This window comes from Streptomyces sparsus (genome assembly GCF_054776295.1).
Window position 1 is genome coordinate 1 of sequence record NZ_BAAHCA010000479.1, and the last position, 3769, is coordinate 3769.

Below are 3769 nucleotides of genomic sequence, written 5' to 3' on the forward strand. Positions count from 1 at the left end.
GCTGGACGAGGGGCTGCGGTCCGGGCTCGACCACCGGCTGGTCCGCTTCGAGCGGGTGGCGGTGCTGCTGCCCGAGGAGCACCCGCTCGCGGCGCGGCCGCAGGTGCCGCTGCGCGCGCTGGCGGGGGAGACGCTGTACGCGGGCGCGGGCAACGCGGAGACGGCCGAGTGGACGGACTACGCCCGGAGCCTGTTCGCCGGCCGCGGTATCGAGGTGGCCGACCCCTACCCCCGGATCGAGGGCGCGGACGAGTTCACCCGGGTGGTGCGTCGCCGCGGCTGGTCGGTCCTGGCCAGCGAGGTGTTCGTCGAGGTGCCCGGCATGGTGCTGCGGCCGGTGGTGGAGCCGGTGCCGCTGTCGCCGATATCACTGGTCTGGCGGCGTGGTCTGCGTCACCCCGGCCTGGACGCGCTGCTGGCCGCGGCCCGGAGTCTGGCCGAGCGTGCGGACTGGTTGAGGCCGCCCCCGGGAGCGTGGCTGCCGGAGAGCGACCGCAGGGTGCTGGCCGACCGACCGCCGGGTGATCTTCAGCCGGGTGGCGGGGCTCGTCCCTGACCTGGCGGAATCCCCGATTCCGGATCGCCGGGCGGGCCCTGGCTCCGAGGCGTGGAGTGCCCCGGCGGGGTGCGTCGGGCGCCGCTCGGCGGTCACCGGACGTGACCGCCGGTGCTGCGGAACGCTGTGTTCCGGAAGGGCGGGAGATGTCGGGGTCAAATGACTGACACCTCCCGATACCAAAGTGTCATCTGATTTAATCAGCGCCCTGTACAACCCTGGCTGCCACTCCCTTGTCTGGCTCTCAGGACAACTGTGAGCCCGGGGGCGACGCACCAAGTGAACACCACCCAAGAAGTCCGCGGCAGCGCGGACGAGCCTGTCTTCGTCGACGGCAGCGGCAGGCGCCGACGGACCCTCCGGAGGCTCGGCTGGGTCCTCGGAGTGGCCTGCGCCTGCTACGCCGTGGTGCTCGCGGTGAGCCTCGCCGGCGGCAACTCGACGGCGCCCTGGCTGCCGATAACCGGGCAGGCGGACAAGGGCCCCGACAAGGTCACCGTCGAGGCGGAGCCCGACGAGGACGATGACGCCCCGGCGGCCCCCGAGACCCCCGTGGACGCCACCCCGGCGGCGAACCCCGCGGAACTGCCCGCGGTGCCGGGCACGGACGCCACCGACCCGGTCGTGCCCGACGCGGACGACGACCCGGCGAGCCCCCGGCCGACCGCGTCGGCGGACGGCGAGACGCCCGAGCCGGACACGTCCCCCAGCGCGGACGCCTCCAAGTCGCCGACCGCGGACGCGGGCGGCACCGGAGCCGAACCCCCCACAACGCAGGAACCGCCCATCGACCTGCCGGAACCCTCCGAGTCGCAGGTCGGCGAGGAGACCGAGACCGGTGAGGGCGAGTAGATGGCGAACGCCTCCCACAAGCGGCGCCGAACCAGGCTGCCGCTTCGCTACCTGCTGCCCGCACTGCTGCTGACCGCCGTCGTCACCATGCTGCTGCTGCGCGGCTACGTGAACAGCGAGTTCCTCGCCGACCACCGGATCAACGAGCCGGCCGGCAACCACAAGGTGCCCAGCGAGATCCTCGAGGGCGGCCCCATCATCGACGTCCGCGGTGAGCAGGCGGCCACCCACCGGCTGCCCGACCGGACCATGGTGCTCACCTTCGACGACGGGCCCGACCCGGAGTGGACACCGAAGGTGCTGGACACGCTCGCCCAGCACGACGCGCACGCCGTCTTCTTCATCACCGGCACCATGGCGGCCAAGCACCCCGAACTGGTCCGGCGGATGGCCGACGAGGGCCACGAGATCGGCCTGCACACCTTCAACCACCCCGACCTGTCGCTCCAGTCCAAGGCCCGCATCGACTGGGAACTCGCGCAGAACCAGCTCGCGCTGGCCGGCGCGGCCGGGGTGCGCAGCTCGCTGTTCCGGCCCCCCTACTCCTCGCACTCGTACGCGCTGGACAACAACTCGTGGCCGGTGACCGAGTACATCGGCAAGCGCGGCTACATCACCGCCCTCAACGACACCGACACCAAGGACTGGTCGCGCCCGGGCGTCGACGAGATCATCCGCCGGGCGACGCCGAAGAACCCCGGCGACGGCGCGGTGGTGCTGATGCACGACTCCGGCGGTGACCGGTCCCAGACCGTCGCCGCGCTGGAGCGCATGCTGCCCCGGCTGAAGAGCGAGGGCTACCGGTTCACCAACCTCACCGAGGCACTCGACGCCCCCAGCGCCCACACCCCGGTCAGCGGCTTCGACCTGTGGAAGGGCAAGGCGTTCGTCGGCGCCGTCGGTGTCTCCGAGCGGGCCATGGGCGTGCTGACCGTGCTGCTCGCCGTGGTCGGTTCGCTGGTGTTCGCCCGCTTCGGCCTGATGCTGGTGCTGTCCTGGGTGCACGCCCGCCGGGTCCGCCGCCGCGACTTCCGCTGGGGCGAGCCGATCACCGAACCGGTGACCGTGCTGGTGCCCGCCTACAACGAGGCGAAGTGCATCACCAACACCGTGCGGTCGCTGGTGGAGAGTGACCATCCGGTGGAGGTCCTCGTCATCGACGACGGCTCCAGCGACGGCACCGCCCAGATCGTCGAGGACCTCGGGCTGCCGGGCGTGCGGGTGCTGAGCCAGGCCAACGCGGGCAAGCCCGCCGCCCTGAACAACGGCATCGCCAACGCCTCGCACGAGATCGTCGTGATGATGGACGGCGACACCGTCTTCGAGCCGTCCACGGTCCGCGAACTGGTCCAGCCCTTCGGTGACGCCCGGGTGGGCGCCGTCGCGGGCAACGCCAAGGTCGGCAACCGGGACAAGCTGATCGGCGCCTGGCAGCACATCGAGTACGTGATGGGCTTCAACCTGGACCGGCGGCTGTACGACGTGCTGCGCTGCATGCCGACCATTCCCGGCGCGGTCGGCGCCTTCCGGCGGGAGGCCCTGGACCGGGTCGGCGGCATGAGCGAGGACACCCTCGCCGAGGACACCGACATCACCATGGCCCTGCACCGGGACGGCTGGCACGTCGTCTACGCGGAGAACGCCCGCGCCTGGACCGAGGCGCCGGAGTCCGTGCAGCAGCTGTGGTCCCAGCGCTACCGCTGGAGCTACGGCACCATGCAGGCCATCTGGAAGCACCGCCGCGCCCTGATCGAGAGCGGCCCCTCCGGGCGTTTCGGCCGGGTCGGGCTGCCCCTGGTCTCGCTGTTCATGGTCGTCGCCCCGCTGCTGGCCCCGCTGATCGACGTCTTTCTGCTGTACGGCCTCGTCTTCGGCCCGACCGGCAAGACCGTCGCCGCCTGGGCCGGCGTGCTGGGCATCCAACTGGTCTGCGCCGCCTACGCGTTCCGGCTCGACCGGGAACGCATGACGCACCTCGTCTCGCTGCCGCTCCAGCAGATCCTCTACCGGCAGCTGATGTACGTCGTGCTGCTCCAGTCCTGGATCACCGCGCTGACCGGCGGTCGGCTGCGCTGGCAGAAGCTGCGCCGCACCGGCAACGTCGAGTCGGCTCCCGGCGGTTCGGCGCCCGGCGGTTCGAGCCCTGGCGGTTCGGGCGTCGGGGCACCCGCCGCGCCACCGGTCGGCCGCCCGGCAACCGAGGGCACCCGGCCGCTGCCGCGGGCCTCGCGCGAAACCCCGGCGCAGGGGTTCCCGTACGGCAGCGGCGTGCCCCACGTGCCCGACGCCCCTCGCGGCGGGCGCTACGCACTCGACGATCTCCACGCCCGTGACGACCGCTCCACGCGCGGCGTCCCCCGC

General features: G+C 72.4%; 3 protein-coding genes. All 3 read left to right on the forward strand.

The window, feature by feature from the left end:
- On the forward strand, nucleotides 1-556 hold a 556-nt coding region (locus tag ACYVE9_RS18810; protein WP_461029050.1), incomplete at its 5' end, for a LysR substrate-binding domain-containing protein.
- A gap of 279 nt (nucleotides 557-835) precedes the next feature.
- Nucleotides 836-1408 (forward strand): hypothetical protein, encoded by a 573-nt coding sequence (locus ACYVE9_RS18815; RefSeq protein ID WP_461029051.1) that lies wholly within the window; start codon nucleotides 836-838, stop codon nucleotides 1406-1408.
- Nucleotides 1409-3769 (forward strand): glycosyltransferase (locus tag ACYVE9_RS18820; protein WP_461029052.1); only part of this gene is annotated, 2361 nt, incomplete at its 3' end. It lies immediately after the preceding gene.